The organism is Hymenobacter cyanobacteriorum (assembly GCF_022631375.1).
GTDB lineage: Bacteria > Bacteroidota > Bacteroidia > Cytophagales > Hymenobacteraceae > Hymenobacter > Hymenobacter cyanobacteriorum.
The window spans coordinates 979,258-996,842 of record NZ_JALBGC010000003.1 but is presented as its reverse complement, the minus strand read 5'-3'; the positions used below and the strand labels follow the sequence as shown (position 1 = coordinate 996,842).

The window sequence follows — 17,585 nt, the reverse complement described above, 5'->3', positions numbered from 1 at the left end:
TCTGATGTTTCAACTTCTAACTCTTAACTCCTAACTCTTAACTCCCCAGATGCCCACTCCTCCCCCCGTTCGTCGTTCCAAGCCGCAGCAACCCCTGAAACCGGCCCGTTCCGGCCGCTTTACGGCGTTTGTGCGCACCATGTGGGTGCTGTTTGGCGCGGGCGTGCTGGGGCTGGCGCTGTTTGTGCTGGCCGTGAGCGGCAACTTCCTGAACCTGTTCGGGCGCATGCCCAACCTCAAAAGCCTCGAAAACCCGCGCTCTGAGCTGGCCTCCGAAATTTATTCGGCCGATGGCGTGCTGCTGGGCAAGTATTTCCGCGAGAACCGCACGCCCGTCGATTTCAAGGACCTGCCGCAGAATTTGATTGATGCCCTCATTGCCACCGAGGACGTGCGCTTCGAGCAGCACTCGGGCATTGATGCCAAGAGCGTGATGCGGGCCGTAACCGGCGTGCTCACCTTCTCGCACAACGGCGGCGGCTCCACCCTCACTCAGCAAGTGGCCAAGGTGCTGTTCCGGACCCGCGGCGACCTGAATGACGGTACCCTCAACGGCACCGGCAAGATGGGCCTGCTCATCACGAAGACGAAGGAATGGATTCTGGCCATCCGGCTAGAGCGCAACTACACGAAGCGTGAAATCATTCGGATGTACTTCAACACCGTGGAGTACGGTTCCAACGCCTTCGGTATCAACACGGCCGCCAAGACGTTCTTTAACAAGTCGCCCAAAAACCTGACCACGCCCGAGGCCGCGACGCTCGTCGGCATTGTAAACGCGCCGGGCCGTTTCAGCCCCGTGGCTCACCCCGACCGCTCGCGCAAGCGCCGCAACTGGGTGCTCCGCCAGATGGCCAAATCGAATTACATCACCACCGCCGAGCTGGCCCAGGACACCGCTAAGCGCATCGTGCTGCACTACTCAGTGGAGAATCCCAGCAAGGGCCTGGCCCCCTACTTCCGCGCCGAGGTGGTGAAGTCGCTGCTAAGCTGGGCCAAGGAAACCGACCACGACCTGTATGCCGATGGCCTGAAAATCTACACCACCATCGACTCGCGCATGCAGCAGTACGCCGAGAAGTCGCTGGCTGAGCACATGACGCTACAGCAAAAGTGGTTTTCGCAGCACTGGAAAGGCCAACTCCCCTGGCGCGACGAGAATGGCAAGGTTATCCCCAACTTCCTCGTCAATTCCATGCGCCGCACCCAGCGCTACAAGTCGCTGATGGACCAGTACGACGGCAACCGCGACTCGGTGAACTACTACCTGCACAAGAAATACAAGATGCCGGTGTTCACCTGGCAGGGTGAGAAGGAGATGCTAATGTCGCCCTACGACTCGCTGGAGTATTACAAGCGCTACCTGCAGGCCGGTTTTATGGCCATGAACCCGCTCAATGGCCAGGTGAAGGCCTGGGTGGGCGGCCCCAACTACAAGTTCTTCAAGTTCGACCACGTGCGCCAGGGCAAGCGCCAGTCCGGCTCCACGTTCAAGCCCATCGTGTACGCCGCGGCCATCGACCAGAACTACTCGCCCTGCTACCCGCGGCCCGACGTGGCCACTACCTTCCCCGCCGTGGCTGGCCGCGCCGCCTACACGCCCCACAACTTCGAGGGCGGTTTCTCGGGCCGCACCTTTACGCTGCGCCAGGCCCTAGCCCGCTCCATGAACTCCATCACGGCTTGGCTGGTGATGAAGCTCGGCCCCGAAACCATTGCCACCTACGCCAAGCGCCTCGGCATCACCTCGCCCGTCGATGCCGTGCCGTCGATGGGCTTTGGCACTTCCGATTGCAGCATTTACGAGCTGTGCGGCGTGTACTCCACGTTCGTGAACAAGGGCGTGCACACCACCCCCATCATGGTTACCCGCATCGAAGACAAGAACGGCAACGTCCTGCGCGAATTCGTGCCCCAGACCAAGGAGGTGCTCAGCGAAGAAACGGCTTTCATCATGACCAACATGCTGCAGGCCAGCACCACCGAGCCCGGCGGCACCAGCACCATCCTGCACACCGGCTTCAAGTTCCCCTACGAAATCGGGGCCAAAACCGGCACCACCAGCAACTACTCTGATGCCTGGTTCATGGGCATCACCCCCGACCTTGTCTGCGGCATGTGGGTGGGCGGCGAAGACCGCAGCATCCACTTCCGCACCGGCACCTACGGCCAGGGTGCCCGCGAGGCCCTGCCGCTCTACGGCCTTTTTATGCAGAAGGTGTATAAGGACAAGAGCATTGGCATCAACACGGGGCCCTTCCCCCGACCCACCGCCCCACTCAGCATGGAAATCGACTGCTCGAAGTATTACGGCGGCCAGCGCGACACCATCCCCGCCGACCAGAAAATGCAGGTGCCCGACGCCGGCGATTTGGATGACAAAGACATTTAGGCTCCGTTTCGAACCGCGAAATTTGCCCTTTTTCAAAAATGACCGGCGACTTTTGCCGGTCATTTTTTGTTATTTCCGTACGCTGAACTGCGGCCTTTTTCCTCGCCGCGTTCTGCCGAATCCGTTTGTCTAATTCTGCGCCATGGCCGCCAACCCCGAACTGCAAGCCCAAATCTCCGCCCTGCCCCACAAGCCCGGCGTGTACAAGTATTTCGACGACGAGGGCATCATCTACGTGGGCAAGGCCATCGACCTGCGCAAGCGCGTGAGCAGCTACTTCACCAAAAACGACCACAACAAGAAAACCCGGCAGCTGGTCCGCAACATTAAGCGCCTGGAGTTTACCATTGTCGACAGCGAATCCGACGCCTTCCTGCTCGAAAACAACCTCATCAAGCAGCACCAGCCCAAGTACAACATCCTGCTCAAGGACGGCAAAACCTACCCCTTCCTCTGCCTCACCAACGAGCGGTTCCCGCGCCTCATCCCCACCCGCAACAAGATTAACGACGGCTCGCGCTACTACGGCCCCTACGCCAACGGTACGTCCCTTAATGTGCTTTTAGAGCTCATTCGCGCCCTCTACCCTTTACGCACCTGCAACTACAACCTGAGCGCCGCCAACGTTGAAGCCGGCAAGTTTAAGCCCTGCCTGGAACTGCAAATCGGCAACTGCAACGCCCCCTGCATCGCCAAGGAGGACGAAGCCACTTACAACGCCTACATCCAGCAAATCCGCAACATCCTCAACGGCGACCTGCGCATCCCCAAGCAGTACTTCCGGGAGCGCATGAGCGCCGCCGCCCAGGATATGCAGTACGAACTGGCTCATCAGTTCAAGGTCAAGCTTGATAAGCTGGAAGCCTTCCAGGCCAAGTCCACCATCGTCAGCGACACGCTCACCAACATCGACGTGTTTGCCATCGCCAGCAACGAAAAATCGGGCTTTATCACCTACCTCAAGGTGATGAACGGCAGCATCATCCTCACCCAATCCCTCGAGGTCACCAAAAAGCTCGATGAGGATGACGCTGAAATTCTGGCTCCACTCATCATGCAGCTACGCCAGGAGTTCGAAAGCGAGTCGAAGGAAATTCTCACCAACGTCGCTGTCACCCTCCCCCTGCCCGGCACCACCCTCACCGTCCCCCAAATTGGCGACAAGCGCAAGCTCCTCGAATTAGCCATCAAAAACGTGCTCTACGCCCGCAAGGAAAAGGAAAGCATGAACGAGAAGAGCAAGGATGTGAACGAGGTGCGCATCATGGAAACCATCAAAAAGGACCTGCGCCTCACCGAGCTCCCCAAGCACATTGAGTGCTTCGATAACTCCAACTTCCAGGGCGATAACCCGGTGGCGGCCATGGTCTGTTTCCGCAATTCCAAGCCCAGCAAGAAAGACTACCGCCACTACCACATCAAAACCGTCATCGGCCCCAACGACTTCGACTCGATGTACGAAGTCGTCACCCGCCGCTATCGCCGCCTGGTTGACGAAGGCGCCAGCCTCCCGCAATTAGTCATCGTCGATGGCGGCAAAGGCCAGCTCAGCATGGCCGTTAAGGCCTTGAAAGACCTCAACCTCTGGGGCCAGATTGCCATCATCGGCATCGCCAAGCGCCTCGAAGAAATCTACGTTCCCAACGACCCGCTCCCCATCTACATCGACAAACGGAGCGAGTCGCTACGCCTCTTCCAGCGCATGCGCGACGAAGTGCACCGCTTCGGCATCACCTTCCACCGCTCCCGCCGCGACGCCGGCACCCTCAAAACCGAGCTTACCGACGTCAAAGGCCTTGGCCCCGTCACCGCCGACAAGCTTCTCAACAAGTTCAAGTCCGTCAAAAAAATCCGCGAGCTCTCCGAATCGGAATTAGTGGCCGAAGTGGGCAAAGCCAAAGCCAGAATCCTCCAAACCTACTTCGCCGAGCACGATGCCCCCGCGCACCCCATGCCGCCCCGCCAACTGCCAGTTTAAGTAAATGTCAGCAAACAAAAAGGCCACCGCAGCAATGCGGTGGCCTTTTTGTTTTTCAACGTTATGGACTTAGAAAGACCAGAGATTGTACTCGTATTCAATCAAGTCAGCCGAGGTCTGCTGAGCAGCCAGGATGCCTTGCTGCGCGCCACCGTAGATGTCATCCAAGCGGCTGTCGCCAGCGTTTGACACTTTGGTGATGTAGGAGTTGAACAACCACAGCTCGAACGCATCAGCGAGGTTCTTGTGCTGCGCATCGTTCTCGGCATTGAACCAGATAGCGTTTTGCGGATTAGCGCGGAACACCTTCACCAGGTCGCTGTATTTGAACGTGCCAATGGGCTTCTCAATGCCCGAAGTGTTCGAAGCCAGCGTCGAAGGTACCAGCAGCGTGATGGACTTAATGTCGTGATACATCCGCGACCGTTTCTTGTCGAAAATCATATCCTCCTTAATCTCCATCTCATAGAGGTCCTTCGGGCGGTATTCGTTGCCGATGGGCTTGGCTACAGCTACCGTCGCCGCTGCCGGCGCATTCACCATGATAACCTTACCCTTTTTGTCCTTCATCGGCTTGCCTGCGGCATCCAGCTTCGGCACTTTTTTGGCAGCGACTTTCTTAGGAGCCGGAGCACCCCAGTCATCACCACCGGACTCCGGCTTGAAGCCAGCCGCAATCTCATCGGCACTCAGCTTGTCCACTGCATCCACGTACGAGCTATTGCCCTGCACCTCGGCCGCCGTGAAGGTGGAAGTCAGCGAATCGTTCTTGTACGCCTGCAGTTCACCACGCTTCACCGCATCCAGAATCACGCGGCTAATTTCCTTGCCTTCCGAGAACATCGGCTTGTTCTGCTTCTCGCGCAGGTCAACCTGACGCCAGATGCTCTTGCGGAACATCTGGTCGGAGAGCGGAATGGGCCGGTGCGAACCGGTGCTGCTGGCCGTAGTGGCCTGCTCCTGCGCGGAAGCAGTCAGCGAGAGCGATAAGCCTGCGGCGATAGCCGCCAGCGTGTGCAAAGATTTCATAACGGGCAAAAGCAAATTGTCTGTAGGATAGTTCGCTAACGTGGCCAAGCCACAAATATTATAGCAACGGAATGTTGAACGTACGGCTCATGTTCACGGCCTCCACGTTGCCCTGGAAGTTCTGACGCTGCACGTCTTTCACTTCCACGTACAAGCGGTCGCCTTCGCGGTAGGCATTCACTACATCGCTCAGGTCAGCGGTAGGACCGGTGATGGTTTTGGTGCCGATAGCGGGGCGCTTGCCACGCACCAGCGTTACCTCATAGCGCGACACGCGGAACTTAGCATCGTCGGGCAGGAAGGTAGCAAAACCAGCATCCGGAATAGCCCGCAGGCTGAACGAGCGAATGGCAGTGCCGGGGGTACCCTGCTTGTCATTCACCGGACGGCCACCAGCGAAAGCCTCAATCGAAGGCTTCGGAATGGGACGTACCTGGAAGGTTTGCGAACCGATGGCGTTGCCGCCGCTGCTTACGTTCAGGGTTACTTCCTTCGAGTTCGGAATCAGCGTCACATCGCCCACCTTAGCGCCTTGGATAGCCGAAGCACCGGAAGCCGAGAAGCTAGGCTTGTACTGGGCGCCCAGCGCGGGTACCGATACGTTCAGCTTGTTGCCGCACTTGAAGTACAGCGCCTGCACCGAAGCCGACTGAATCTGCATCACCGGCTTGGTGATGGTGTAAGGCACTTTCACGGTGAAAGTAGTATCGCGACCGTTCTGGTTGAAGCGAATCGTACCAGTCCACGAAGCCTTGGCATTGCCCGAAGCATCGAACCCACCAGGGCGAGCCGTGAACTCTACTTTGCCGTGGCCATCAGGACCTACCGAAAGAGAGTTGCCATTCAGCGTCATACGGGGGCTGATTGTCGAAGCCGAAGCCGTCAGGAACAATTCGGCTTTGTACTTAGTACCAGCGGCTACCGTATTTGATTCAGCACTAGCGAAAGCACCAATTTTGTCGAATACAATCGTTTTAGCACCTACCTTCTGGGCCAAGGCCGACAACGCATCCGCCTCGTACTTCAGCACTTCCGTTTCTTTCTGCGAGATGGTAGCTAAAGCGGCTACTACCGGCGTGTTCTCAAAGTTGAGCTCTTCGAAGTTTTTCGACTTCTGCGCCTTTTCCGTTACCCGAGCATCGTCTTTTGCATCGATGGCCAGCGGCTGAGCACCAGGCACAAACTGCTTGATATACTCCGAGTATTCATTCAGCTTGGGCTTCAGGCCCGTGTAAGCCAAGCCATTACGCTTGCCACCCAGCATTGTAATAGCTACTTTATCTTCGCCGCTGAGGTTGGTCATTTCCGGACCTTTGTTCTCAGTGGCTGTCAGTAGCTTTTGGCGAACATCACGCAGATAGGACACCAAATCCTTGGTTTTCGCACGGATTTCTTCGCTCTGCTTAAGCACGGCCAAATCACGCGCTTGGTTATTGTTCTTCTGAACAGCTGCTTGGATGCCTTTTACTGTACCATCCGCACCAATCGAAGTTTTATCGTTGACACCCAGTAGGCTGTCATCAATAAATTTGAATTTCAGCAAAATCGCTGAGTTTACCTGGAGCGCCAGAAGAGCGGTCAGCACGAGGTACATCATGCCAATCATCTTCTGCCGCGGGGTTTCATTTGCACCTGCCATTGTTTGTTTCCGCTAATAAGTGGATGATGAACTAACTACCTTGCCAGCACGCGCTTATTGGGCGGGAGCACGCATAGCGTTCAGCATGTTGCCGTACACGCGGTTCAGCGAAGTCAGGTTGCTGGTCAGGTCCGACACTTGCTTCTGGAAGCTTTCGGTGTCTTTGCCGGCCTGGGTCATGTTGTCCATGGCCTTGCTGAGGGTGCCGTAGAACTGGTTCATCGACTTCAAGTGCGTGTTGGCATCCTGGAGTTCCATTTCGTACACTGCGTTCAGTGCGCCCAAGTTCTTGGTTACGTTCTGTACCTGCATGTGGTACTCTTTGGCATCCGAAGTAGCGTTCGACATGGCCGAGATGGCTTCTACCGTGTTGCCGTAGGCCACATTGATTTTATCGAGCGAATCGGCCGCCGAGCGCACTTTCTTGGTGTATTCGTCGGTCACGTTAGCAGCTTCGCCCAATTGCGACATCTGCGACGTCGTGGTGCTCAGGCGGTTCAGGCCCTGGCCCAGGCTGGTGAGCGCTTCGGGAGTTACGTTAGCATTTTTCAGCATGTCGTCCAGCTTCATGGTCAGGCCCTTGCCGTTGTTGCTCTCATTCGAGAAGCTCGGGTTGCCGGTCGAAGGGTCGTAGCCTTCGCTCAGTTCGGGGTACACCAGCGACCAGTCGTGCTCCTTATGAGCGGGCTGGAAAGCGCTGAGGAAGAAGATAACGGCTTCAGTGCCCAGACCAACGATGAGCATGGTGTCGGCACCATTCCAGTGTTCGATTTTGAAAAGAGCACCAACAATTACAACTGCTGCACCAATGCCGTAGATTTTGGGCATCAGCGTATCGTAGAGAAAGCTATGTTTAGCTGCCATAGTATTTTTCGATTGAGAGGGGTTGAAAGTAAGGTGTTTGAGGGGAGGGTGATGTTACGCTTGGTATTAGTTGAGCGAGCTGTTGGTGCCCATGCCAATCTGAATCATCGAGCAACGGAAGCCGATGTAAGAACGGGCCGAATCCTGGTATTCGAAGTTGCGGGTGCCGGTTTCGAGGAAGTACGCAATGTCTTTCCACGAACCACCACGTACTACTTTGCGGGGCTCGTTGTCGTCGGGGTTAGTGGGGTTCAAGTCCCACACCACCGGCACCGAAGCTTCCATGTAGGCATCATCGCACCACTCCGATACGTTGCCAGCCATGTCGTACAGGCCGAAATCGTTGGGGAAGAACGAACCTACTTCGGAGGTGTAAGCGAAGCCATCGGAAGCGTAGTCGCCACGGCCGGGCTTGAAGTTAGCCAGCATGCAGCCTTTGCTGTTGCGCAGGTACGGGCCACCCCAGGGGTAAGTAGCAAGGTCGCGGCCACCGCGGGCGGCGTATTCCCATTCAGCCTCGGAGGGCAGACGGAAGTTGGGGTCGTTGGCAAAGCCGGTTTCTTCGCGGGCGGCGTTGCGGAACTTAGTGCGCCAGTTGCAGAAATATTTGGCGGCAAACCAGTCCACACCCACCACCGGATAATCGTCGAAAGCGGGGTGGGTGTAATAATACTCCAGCAGCGGGTCGCCCATGTGGTAAGTGAAGTCGCGCACCCACACCGTGGTGTCGGGGTAGAGTTCGGTCATCACATACTCTTCGCCCAGCACATCCAGCGAGTCCTGCTTGATGGCATCGACGAACTGGCGGTATTCGTTGTTGGTAATCTCGGTTTCGTCCATGTAGAAGCCGGCGATAGTCACCTGCTTGTTCATGTTCACCATCGACGCGGAAATATCCTGGTCAGTCTGGCCCATGTGAAACGTGCCGCCCGGGCAGGGCACCATGCCATAAGGCACTTCCTGTGGATTAAAGATGGGACGGTCTTCAGCCCCAACCAGGTCACCCTGAGGGCCTTTACCAAATCCGCACCCACCTAATAATGCACCGGAGATAGCGAAAAGGGATACTGCTAAAAGCTTGTTCATGAGAGTTAGAGATTCTGTTTTAATTGCCGATACCGCTAAAGTACATTTAGATGGGCTGGCAAATCTACACTTTTTTAGGATACTGTGCAATACCCTGCCATTCCCAAAACCAACCAATTTTACTAAAAACACGCCGAACAGCGTAAATAACTCGGTTAATCCGATTTGTTACTTGTGAGCCAGACTAAATTTTATCCTAACCCGATAGGATAATGCCAATTTTGGGCTAGAATAAAAAAATAGTAAAATTAGAAGCTGTAGCGGGGAGTGCGCACAGCCGGATGGGTAAACAGGCTCGGCTTTGGCAGCCGGTAGGAGAGCATGATTTCGTACGAGCTAAATGCTCGGGCAGCCTGGTTGATGGTAATGATATCGAAAGCACCACCCAACCGCAATGCATTGTCCTTAGCAAAGCTCACGCCTAATAGTCCTGAAACGGATTCCTGATGCCGATAGTTGGCACCTATCCAATATTTGTCGTCGAGCGTAGCACGTACGCCACCTTCGAATGAATAATTATTGCTATTTCCAAATTTATTGCTATCGGAGTACTTGCCTGGCAGCACTGCTTTGGCAAGGATGTTTGGAGTGACGGTAACGGACGAGGAGGCCTCGATATTGTAGCCGGCGGTGAAATAAGCGTGGTTTTCGGCGATGTATTTGTTGGCCACGCTTGTGGTGCTGCTGGTTGCCTCGCTCTTGAAAGTGTAGCCCGAACGGAACAGGTTATTGACACTTAGGCCAGCATAAAACTTGGGAGTTTCATACCACACCCCGGCCCCGGCATCGAACTTGCTGTCGGAAGCGTCTTTGGGCACGTTGATGTCGTCAGGGTCGATGGCAATGTATGTGCCTTTGCCCAAGTAGGTATAGGTGCCCTGGATGCCGATGCCAAGCTTGCCCTCTCCCAATTTGATGTGCTGCGAGTATGAGAGGGCGGCATTGGTCATTTTTGACTGGCCGACCTGGTCGTAATACACACTCACACCGACACCGCCGCTGATGGCAAGAATGGGTAATGAAGCCGTAAACAGGCCGGTGCGTGGCGAGCCATTGGCGCCGCCGAACGTGCCGTAGTTGTAATACTGATAGCGGCCGAGCACGTTTATCTCTCCGTAGCCTTTGATGCCTGCGTAGGCCGGGTTGAGCGACATGCCATTGAGGCTGTACTGGGTGAACTGGGGTTGTTGCTGAGCCAAAGCCGAGCCAACCGTTGCCGAAAGCAACAGCGTTGCGAGTAAAGTTCCTTTCATGGGTGTAAGGTACAGAGGATTAAGAAGAGGGAGAGAGGACCGGAAGAGGCGGGTGGGCCGGTGTTGAAGAACAGCTTCCAAATGTAACTCAAAATCCGTCTTCAAAAAATTCGGACAAAAAAAACCGGCCCAGGAATTCCCAGACCGGTCTCAAACAACTAAAAATCTAATCCGATTGACGCCTTACTCGTTGGTTATATCATTTTTAGAGGCCTTGCTGTTGACCTCGGTCTGCGCGTGCCGCCGGATGTAGGCCTCGATGGCACCGGTCATGGATGGGGCATTGGGATGGGGCGCTTCGATGTCGAGAATCAGGCCGGCATCGATGACGGCCTTGGCGGTGGTGGGGCCGAAGGCGGCAATGCGCGTGCCGTCCTGCACAAAATCGGGGAAGTTGATGAACAGGGAGCTGATACCGGAAGGGCTGAAAAACGCGATGCAATCGTACTTCACATCGGATAGGTCAGACAAGTCGCTGGCAACGGTGCGGTAGATGACGGCCTCGCTGAACTTGAGGTTGTTGGCCCGCATGAACACCGGCAGGTCATCCTTGCGAATGTCGGAGCAGGGATAGAGAAACTTCTCTCCCTTATGCTTTTTAATGACATCGAACAGGTCGGCGGCTGTGCGCTCGCCCACAAAGAGCTTGCGTTTGCGCAACACGATGTACTTCTGCAGGTAATTGGCGGTCTGCTCCGAAATGCAGAAATACTTCATTTCGGCAGGCATTTCAAGCTTGGCTTCCTGGCAGATGCGGAAGAAGTGGTCGACGGCGTTGCGGCTGGTGAAGATAATAGCCGTGTAGTCGAGGATATTGATTTTATCCTTCCGAAAGTCCTTATAGGACACCGGCTGCACGTCAATAAACTCCCGGAAATCTACTTTAATGCCGTATTTCTCGGCAATGGAGAAGTAGGGGGAAACGTCGTTGGTGGGTTTTGGCTGGGTAACCAGGATGCTGCTAATGCGCTTGGCGTGCCGGCCTGTGCCCGGCTTTTCTGCACTCTCGGCCATACAGTAAGGAAGGGGGTAATGCTTAGGACAATAAGAGTCGGAAGAGAATTGGTTCGGCCGCGAGGTCGAAATCAATCAGTATGTAAAGACAATAAGTTTAAGTATCACCAAAAGAGGCAGTACTTCGGTAGCACAAAGGTAGGCAAACAAATGTAGATTCAGCAGAGAGGCTTGCCGGTGCAATGTGCGGGCTACACGCAGCACCGTGCCAACCAACACCAAGCCGATGGCAGTGCTGGCAGCCCAAGCTACCGTGTGCGGAAACGTACCGTTGAGGCTGAGGTACAACAGCAGCACCAGCGGCAGAATCAGGCCTACCAAAAGCGTGGTACGCAAAAACTCGCGGTACTGCACATCGACCAGGGGCTGAAGACCAAAGATATAAGCCATCAGCGACAGAAACAGGTACTTACCAAACACAAAAGCCGTGATGATGCCCGTGTAGAGGACGACCCGCCCAACGATGGCCGACTCGGGCACGTTGAAAAATTGCCGCAGCAGCGGCAGGCTCTGCAAGTCGGTGTGGATGGCGGTGAGCAGCAGGCCAAACGAAAGGGCGAACAGCAGGACCAGCAGCAAATTCAGCAGCGAAAAGGCTGGTTTGACAAGGAAAGCGGACTGGTCGCCGCTCACGCCAAACAGTTCTTCAATCTGGAAGATGCGGGCCAGACCGGGCTGGTAGGTGACGCGGATGGCCCCGTAGGAAAGCCCCAACAGCAGCAGGAAACCCAGGTATACGTTCTGGCCTTGTGGAGCCGGCAGGCGCGGCAGGGCCAAGCCAGCGGCTTTGGGCAGCCCGGCAGCGGGAGTGCCGGCTACGGTAGCTACCCCCGAAAACGAGGCCAGTGCGGGAGAGCCATCGGGCTGCCACACGGCCAGCAGGTGGCGGCCGGGTGGTAGTTGGGCAGGCAGTAAACGGGCTAAGTCGAGCGAGTAAGTGGTAGCAGTCTGCGCAGTGAATACCAACCGATTATCCAAGAAAAGACTGAGGCCGGGCTGGGCGGCAAAGGCCAGCGGAAACAACTGGTTGCGGCTAATACGGACCCACTGGTAGTAAGCGTGGGCGGGCTGGTGGTAGCCGGGCAGGTAGAAGATGAGGCGGTTGCGGGCCGCGTCGTGAATCAGCCAATCGGCCGAGAGGGCGGTGGGCGAAGCCGGCGGCAGTTGCCGGTACTCGCTGGCTTGGGTGCCCTGGCCGGCCAACAAGCAGACGCACGCCAGCAGCCAGCCGAACAGGCGCGGCAAGGGCAGGCGCAAGAGGCGGGCGGCGGGCATGGGGCGAACGGTTACTGGCCGGAGGCCTGGGCAGCTTGCAGCTGACGGCGGGTGAGGCGGCTTTGGTACACCCCAAAGAAGATGCTAAGCAGCACCGAGAAGCTCGCCAGCGCGGCAATGAGGATGGTATTGCCCAGGTAGGCGAAGCGGATAACGAACAGCGTGACGATGACATTGAGCAGCGCCAGCAGCAGCACAGTGCTGATTTGCTGGAAACCCATGGCTAGGATGCGGTGGTGGATGTGGTTCTTGTCGGGCGAGAAGGGCGACTTGCCGGCGGCCATGCGCAACGAGAACACACGGATGGTATCGAACAGCGGCACGAACAGAATACCCACCGCTACCGACGGAGCCGAAGCGGCAAAAGGCTGGCCTACACGTAGCCCCATTTCGATGAACTGTATGGCCAGCACCGACACGATGAAGCCGCAGACAAGCGAGCCGGTGTCGCCCATGAAAATGGGGGCGCGGTGGAAATTGTAGCGCAGAAAACCCAGCAGGCCGCCAATCAGGCAAATGGCAACGTAGGCGTAGTTGCCAAAGCTGGCCCCGCCGTAAGCATAGAAATAGTAGCCAAAAGTGCTGCAGATGATGAGCACAATGGTGCCGGCCAGGCCGTCAAGGCCATCGATGAGGTTGATGGCGTTGGTGATGCCCACAATTACGAAGAAGGTGAAGGCGTAGCTGATGCCCACCGGCAGCGTGCCGATGCCCAGGATGCCCTGGAAGCTGGTAAGGCGCACGTCGGCCATTATCATCACAATGCCGGTGGCCAGGAGCTGGCCCACGAATTTCTTCGATACCGACATGCCCACGAGGTCGTCCTTCAGGCCCACGAAAAACAGAATGATGCAACCGGCCAGCAGCTCCTTCACGCCGTTCTGCAGGGGCGCGAAGATGGTGAGCGCCGACATGAAGCCGGCGAACACGGCCACCCCGCCTAGGCGCGGCGTGAGCGACTGGTGCACGGTGCGCCCGTTGGGGGTGTCGAGCATGTTTTTGAGGTGCGCGATGTAGATGATGGACGGCACGGCAAACAACGATACCAGCAGTGCCCACATCCAGGACAACGCCAAGGGAATATCGAGATGATTCATAAAGTACGGCATGAGAGCTGAACCCAACGGGCGGGACAACACCAGAGAAATTTTAGCTATGCAGCACGCCCACGCGGTCGAGCAGGGGAATGTGGGAGAAGTTGTCGGGCACGATGGAATCGGGCACGAAGATGAATTTTTTATCGAAAATCTGGGGGCCGCGGTAGTAGCTCACCCAGTACTGATTGTTCAGGTGAAACAGCGACGGGTCGAGGGGCTCGACGGGCACGGCGGCGTGCGGCGGCACTTCTTCGAAGAGATAACGCAGCGTGGAAGTGCGGACTTTTTCGCCATCGGGCTGCTGGCCGTAGCCGTTGGCATTGATGATGACGTTTTCGAGGGGAAAGTCATTCTCATTCAGCAGGTAGACCTGCCAGATGGGCTGGCCTTCAGCATTCAGCGCCTGGTCGGCGGCCAGCACCACGGCCACAGACACGCCTTCGATGGGGTCAAACGAAATATCTTGCTTCATTACAACGTCGTACGGACTAAGCGGATTTACCAGATTGCCAGGGGCCGCTATGCAGGTTTCGGGGTGAAGGCTGGCGCGGTTGCCTGCGGAGCAGATTCCGTGCCGCCGAGCAGGGCCAGCAGGTGCGGCAGCAGGCGTTTCTGCACGTCGGCTACGGTGACGGTAGCCCCGGGGCCCAACTCACGGGCCAGCGAGGTTACGGCTTTGTCGGTGATGCCGCAAGGCACAATGTGGCCGAAATAGGATAGGTCGGGGGCCACGTTCAGGGCGAAGCCGTGCAGCGTAACCCAGCGGCTGCACTTCACGCCAAGGGCGCAGATTTTACGCGGGTTGAGCGCGCCGTCTTCCCAGTCGAGCCACACGCCGGTGAGGCCGGCAATGCGGCCGGCATTCAGGCCATATTCGGCCAGCGTGCGGATGACAGCCTCCTCCAGCGTGCGCAAGTACCAGTGAATGTCGGGCCGGAAGTTGTCGAGGTCGAGGATGGGGTAGCCCACCAGCTGACCGGGGCCGTGGTAGGTAATGTCGCCGCCCCGATTGATGCGGTGAAAGCTGGCTTCGTGCGCGGCCAGGGCTTCGTCGTTCAGCAGCAGGTGCTCGGGCTTGCCGCTTTTGCCCAGCGTGTAAGTGTGCGGGTGCTCGCAGAGCAGCAGATGGTTGGGCGTGAGCACCGGCGCGGCACCGGTAGCCTCACCGAGGCGGTTCTGGGTTTTGATGGCCAGTGTAGCATCCATCAGCGCCTCCTGGAACTGCCAGGTGGGCACGTATTCGACCAAGCCCAACCGGTGCACCTGCACGGCGCGGTTGGCGGCCAGGCTGGCAGCAGGCAGCGAAGCCGAAAACGAAGGAGCGGAAGAAACCATAAGCGGCAAGGGCGAAATCGAACCGCAAAGGTACGACCGGCCGCAAGCTTTGGCAGATGCTTGCCAGGCAGAGGCTATTCGGCTAGCTTGCGGGCTCAGCCAGCCCATGTAGCCGACCTTCTCCCGCTCCCAATGGCCCACGCACCCCACCAACTTGGCCAGGCCGGCGAGGAAGCCGCCGCCACCTACCTGCTGGCCCAAGGCTACCAAGTGCTGGCGCGCGGCTACCGCCACGGCCGCGCCGAAGTGGATTTGGTGTTACAGTTGGGCACGAACCTGTTAATATTCGCCGAGGTAAAAACCCGTTCCTCCGGCCAGTTCGGCGAGCCCGAAACCTTCGTATCGGCGCGCAAGAAGGAGCTATTCCGGTTGGCGGCCACGCACTTACAGGAAGAAATGGACTGGCGCGGTGACATCCGCTTCGACATTCTGGCTCTCACGCTGCTCAGCTCCGGCTTCCGCATCGAGCATTTTGAGGACGCGTTTTATTAAGCGCCCACTAGCCAGTGCTACTTCTTGTTTTTAGGCTGCACTCTGCCAGGCGCGCGGGGCGCGGGGCGCGGCGTGTAGCCGGGGCGGCGCGTGGCCCCGGGCCGGTCCACGGCTTCGGGGTCGTTGCGGTGGTCGTAGTTTTTTTCCTTGTCGTAGATGAGGACGGCGTTGCGGTTGTACTGGCGAATAAGCTCGGGTTCGGTCACTTCGGGGTCGTAGCCCGACTCGCCGTACTGGTACTCGTAGCGGCGGCGGGCGCGGAAGCCCCAGTACTTGGTCCAGACGCCTACGCGCTTGCCGTTTTCGAACTGGCCGCGCCAGTCGGGCTGGCCGTTCACCAGGAACTTGGCGTACTCGCCTTCGAGCTTGCCATTCACGTAGGGTACCACCTCGTTGATGAGGCTACGGTCTTCGCCGTAGTAGCTCACGTTGGCATCGCGCGGAAAGCCCATTTCGTAGTGGGTTTTGGTCAGCAGAATGCCATTGCTATTAAACGTTTCCCAACGCAGGTGCCTGGTGCCGAGGGCGTAGTAGCCGGTTTCGAGCACCTTGTTGTTCTGCACGACTTTATAGGGCCCGTGCAGGATTTTTAGGTTGGGCTCTTCGTCCTCAATAGCGGCCAGCGGCAGGATTTTATGCTTTTTGGTGTCGTAGTAGTAATGCGACGGCGCGTAGGCATTCAGCGGCTTCGGATACTTCAGAAAGTAGAAAATCGTGATTTTCTGGTTGCGCCCTTTGGGGCCGGTCTTCACATAGGCGCGTTTGATGCGCTCCCCCAGAAATACATTCTTCTTAGGCTTTTTGGCCTTGCGTTGAGTATCCTTTTCCTGTTCCTTGGCCAGGCGTTCCTGCTCTTTGGTGAGCACCACTTTGCGGGCCGTGCTGAGCGAGGGCTTGCCGCCAAGCGTGTCCGAAGTGCGCGTGAGCGTATCGGCCACGGCCAGCACAGGCGGCTCGGGGGTGCTGTTGAAGGAAACGGTTTTGCGGGTGCAGGCCCACGGCAGCAGCGTGAGCAGCACCAGCAGCAGGCCCGGCACGCGCCGCGACCAGAAACGAGAGTTTGGCATGAAACGCACGGAATATTTTCGGGCCATCAACGCAAAGGTAGCCGGGTTTGGTGCCCGGACTTTAGCAAGAATGGAATGATTTGATGGGTGACTGAGTGAACGAGCCGGCTTGGTTTCCAGCCCGCGCTTCCACTCGTCAAATCACTCACTTATTGAATACTTCCCGTGTTGCCAGGTCCAGGTGCTGGCCGGCCACCAGCAGGTGCAGGCGCAGGCCATGCCCGCTGATAACCGCGCCGTCGGGCAAGCCGGGCAGGTTGTTGTGGCTGAGGTCGGCGGCATCAACCACCACGACGGCTTCTTCGCCAAACACTTCTACCGGCTGGCCAGGACGAATGATAAGGGCCGTTTCTTCGCTCAGACCAATGCCTAATAAGTCGGGCTGGGCCAGCACGGCATGCATCAGGCGCGGGTAGCGACCACGCTCGGCAAAGTGCTGGTCGAGCAGCACGCCGGGCAGCAGGCCCAGGCCGGGCTTCACCTCGATGCGGCCGCCAAGCAGGCTGCGCCAGCCGTGGCCGTCCACGAGCATCACTTCGGCCATGGCCGAGGCACCGGCGCTGGTGCCGGCCACAATGAAGCCCGCTTCGGTCTGGTATTTCTGCTTGAGAATGGCCAGGAACTCGGTGCCAAGCAGGAAATCGGTGATGCGCTCCTGGTCGCCGCCGCTCATGAATACGAGCGCGGCGCGACGCAGGCGCTCCAGGGTGGCGGGGTCGTCGGCGGGGTGGTCCTCGTTCACTTGCAGGTGGCGCACGTGGGGGCAGCCCAGCTGGTGCCAGGCGTGGGCATAGGCGGCAGCGGTGCGGGCAGGCTGGCGGCGGGTAGCCGTAGTGAACACCTCGATAGGCGCATTGCGGTCGGGCAGCAGGCCGGCGAGCAGGCGCAGAAACGGGTCGTCGTCGCCGCCACCCAGCACCACAAGGGTGCCTAGGGGCGCGGCGGCAGAATTAGTAATGGGCATGAGCACGGAGTTGGGGCGGCAAGATGGGGCGGCCGGGAGGATTTGGGCGGAGAGCAATGGGGATTTCTGTCATCCTGAGCAGAGTGAGGAATCTTCTCCT

15 protein-coding genes are annotated in these 17,585 nt (G+C 57.7%); 3 read left to right on the top strand and 12 right to left on the bottom strand.

Annotated elements, in window-relative coordinates; all coding sequences use genetic code 11:
* The first annotated feature begins 49 nt into the window (after nucleotides 1-49).
* Together MON38_RS13855 and uvrC are read left to right on the top strand one after the other, a co-directional pair.
* The gene (locus tag MON38_RS13855; RefSeq protein ID WP_338423773.1) at nucleotides 50-2,392 is read left to right on the top strand and encodes a penicillin-binding protein 1A; all 2,343 of its coding nucleotides are present in this window, start codon (nucleotides 50-52) and stop codon (nucleotides 2,390-2,392) included.
* Nucleotides 2,393-2,534: 142 nt separating this feature from the next.
* Nucleotides 2,535-4,370, top strand: coding sequence for an excinuclease ABC subunit UvrC (gene uvrC / locus MON38_RS13850; protein WP_241936764.1), 1,836 nt, complete (start codon nucleotides 2,535-2,537; stop codon nucleotides 4,368-4,370).
* A gap of 69 nt (nucleotides 4,371-4,439) precedes the next feature.
* On the opposite strand, the gene porN is transcribed toward uvrC, so the two are convergent.
* The 10 genes from porN to lipB all read right to left on the bottom strand — a co-directional run bounded on the left by porN (nucleotide 4,440) and on the right by lipB (nucleotide 14,962).
* Nucleotides 4,440-5,399, bottom strand: a complete 960-nt coding sequence (gene porN / locus MON38_RS13845) for a type IX secretion system ring subunit PorN/GldN (RefSeq protein WP_241936763.1) — start codon at nucleotides 5,397-5,399, stop codon at nucleotides 4,440-4,442.
* A 58-nt stretch (nucleotides 5,400-5,457) separates the two neighbouring features.
* A complete protein-coding gene (gene porM, locus MON38_RS13840; RefSeq protein ID WP_277881473.1) occupies nucleotides 5,458-7,038 on the bottom strand; it encodes a type IX secretion system motor protein PorM/GldM in 1,581 nt (526 codons plus the stop codon).
* A 54-nt stretch (nucleotides 7,039-7,092) separates the two neighbouring features.
* Nucleotides 7,093-7,902, bottom strand: coding sequence for a type IX secretion system motor protein PorL/GldL (gene porL / locus MON38_RS13835; protein ID WP_241936762.1), 810 nt, complete (start codon nucleotides 7,900-7,902; stop codon nucleotides 7,093-7,095).
* 66 nt (nucleotides 7,903-7,968) lie between these two features.
* Entirely contained in the window at nucleotides 7,969-8,988 is a 1,020-nt protein-coding gene (gene porK, locus MON38_RS13830; protein WP_241936761.1) for a T9SS ring complex lipoprotein PorK/GldK, read from the bottom strand.
* A 248-nt stretch (nucleotides 8,989-9,236) separates the two neighbouring features.
* Nucleotides 9,237-10,241 (bottom strand): PorP/SprF family type IX secretion system membrane protein, encoded by a 1,005-nt coding sequence (locus MON38_RS13825; protein ID WP_241936760.1) that lies wholly within the window; start codon nucleotides 10,239-10,241, stop codon nucleotides 9,237-9,239.
* Between the two features lie 183 nt (nucleotides 10,242-10,424).
* Nucleotides 10,425-11,255, bottom strand: coding sequence for a uroporphyrinogen-III synthase (locus MON38_RS13820; protein WP_241936759.1), 831 nt, complete (start codon nucleotides 11,253-11,255; stop codon nucleotides 10,425-10,427).
* Nucleotides 11,256-11,330: 75 nt separating this feature from the next.
* Nucleotides 11,331-12,530, bottom strand: a complete 1,200-nt coding sequence (locus MON38_RS13815; RefSeq protein ID WP_241936758.1) for a DUF4271 domain-containing protein — start codon at nucleotides 12,528-12,530, stop codon at nucleotides 11,331-11,333.
* 11 nt (nucleotides 12,531-12,541) lie between these two features.
* On the bottom strand, nucleotides 12,542-13,627 hold the full coding sequence (locus tag MON38_RS13810) for an MraY family glycosyltransferase (RefSeq protein WP_241936757.1): 1,086 nt from the start codon (nucleotides 13,625-13,627) through the stop codon (nucleotides 12,542-12,544).
* Between the two features lie 52 nt (nucleotides 13,628-13,679).
* Nucleotides 13,680-14,099, bottom strand: coding sequence for a hypothetical protein (locus MON38_RS13805; RefSeq protein WP_241936756.1), 420 nt, complete (start codon nucleotides 14,097-14,099; stop codon nucleotides 13,680-13,682).
* Between the two features lie 47 nt (nucleotides 14,100-14,146).
* Entirely contained in the window at nucleotides 14,147-14,962 is an 816-nt protein-coding gene (gene lipB / locus MON38_RS13800; RefSeq protein ID WP_241936755.1) for a lipoyl(octanoyl) transferase LipB, read from the bottom strand.
* A gap of 132 nt (nucleotides 14,963-15,094) precedes the next feature.
* Here lipB and MON38_RS13795 point away from each other — a divergent pair, with 132 nt between their 5' ends.
* Nucleotides 15,095-15,454 carry a YraN family protein gene (locus tag MON38_RS13795; RefSeq protein ID WP_241936754.1) on the top strand — a complete coding sequence of 120 codons (360 nt, stop codon included), beginning with the start codon at nucleotides 15,095-15,097 and terminating at the stop codon, nucleotides 15,452-15,454.
* Nucleotides 15,455-15,471: 17 nt separating this feature from the next.
* Here the strand turns inward: MON38_RS13795 and MON38_RS13790 are convergent, their stop codons facing one another.
* Nucleotides 15,472-16,521, bottom strand: coding sequence for a toxin-antitoxin system YwqK family antitoxin (locus MON38_RS13790; RefSeq protein WP_241936753.1), 1,050 nt, complete (start codon nucleotides 16,519-16,521; stop codon nucleotides 15,472-15,474).
* 145 nt (nucleotides 16,522-16,666) lie between these two features.
* The gene (locus tag MON38_RS13785) at nucleotides 16,667-17,485 is read right to left on the bottom strand and encodes a cyanophycinase (RefSeq protein WP_241936752.1); all 819 of its coding nucleotides are present in this window, start codon (nucleotides 17,483-17,485) and stop codon (nucleotides 16,667-16,669) included.
* Nucleotides 17,486-17,585 lie beyond the last annotated feature (100 nt).